This window comes from Streptomyces sp. NPDC031466 (genome assembly GCF_055581265.1).
In genome coordinates this window covers 1-1431 of sequence record NZ_JBVIJT010000033.1, presented here as the reverse complement: position 1 = coordinate 1431, position 1431 = coordinate 1, and the positions used below count along the sequence as shown (strand labels likewise).

Below are 1431 nucleotides of genomic sequence, written 5' to 3'. Positions count from 1 at the left end.
CAGCCGCTCCGCCTGCCCCCGCAACGCCTCCACACCACGACCCGAAACCACCCACGGCACCACACCCCGCTCAACCGAACCACCACCAGCAACCCCGACACCGGAAACGGAACCGGAAACGAACCCAGGAGCCTCCTCCACCACCACATGACAATTCGTCCCGCCCATACCAAACGACGACACCCCCGCAACCAACACCTCACCCGGCCGCGGCCAACCCCCCAACTCCGACTGCACCCGCAAACCCAACTCACCCAAAGGAATCAACGGATTAGCAGACTCAAAATGCAAACTCGGCGGCAACTCCCGATGCCACACCGACAAAACCGCCTTCAACAACCCCGCAATACCCGCAGCACCCTCCAAATGCCCCACATTCGTCTTCACCGAACCAACCCGCACCTCCCCACCACGCCCCCGCACGGCAGCACCCACCACCGCACCCAACGCCCCCGCCTCCACCGGATCACCCAACCGCGTCCCCGTCCCATGCAACTCCACATACTGCACACCACCCGGATCCACCCCAGCCCGCTCATACGCCAACCGCAACACATCCTCCTGCCCCACACCCCGCGGAGCAGTCAACCCCTCACCCCCACCATCGTTATTCACCGCAGACCCACGAACAACCGCCAACACCCGATCACCAGCAGCCACCGCATCCGACAACCGCTTCAACAGAACAAACCCACCACCCTCACCCCGCACATAACCATCAGCCCCCGCATCAAAAACCCGACACCGCCCCCGCGGCGACAACCCACCAAACCTCTCCGACCGCACCCACGAATCCCCCGACAACATCAAATTCACCCCACCCGCCAACGCCAACGAACACTCCCCACCCCGCAACGCCTGAACCGCCTGATGCACCGCAACCAAAGACGACGACTGACCCGAATCCACCACCACACTCGGACCCCGCAACCCCAACACATACGACACCCGATTCGCGATCACACTCCGCGCCTGCCCCGCCAAAGAATGCTGACCCACCCCCTCCAAACCCACCTCACGCGCCACCGCCACATAATCATCCCAAATAGCCCCCACAAACACACCAGTACGCGACTCCCGCAACCCCCCGGGAACCACACCACCAAACTCCAACGCCTCCCACACCAACTCCAAAACCAACCGCTGCTGCGGATCCATCAACACCGCCTCACGCGGCGAAATACCAAAAAACCCCGGATCAAACCCATCCACCCGATCCAAAAACCCACCCCACCACGAACCCTCAACACCCACCCGACCAACAGGCGCCTCCGAAACCGCATCCACCCCACCCCGCAACAAACCCCAAAACTCCCCCGGACCCGACGCACCAGGAAAACGACACGACACACCAACAACAGCCACCGCGTCATCCCGCACCAAACCAGCATCCGACAACACGATCGACGGCCCCCGCTCGGTCGAAAAAAG

The 1431-nt window shown here is 62.7% G+C and carries 1 protein-coding gene; it reads right to left on the bottom strand.

Going from position 1 to position 1431, the window contains the following annotated elements:
• Positions 1-1383 (bottom strand): beta-ketoacyl synthase N-terminal-like domain-containing protein (locus ACZ5GP_RS33955; RefSeq protein ID WP_468754521.1); only part of this gene is annotated, 1383 nt, incomplete at its 3' end.
• Between the last annotated feature and the right edge of the window lie 48 nt (positions 1384-1431).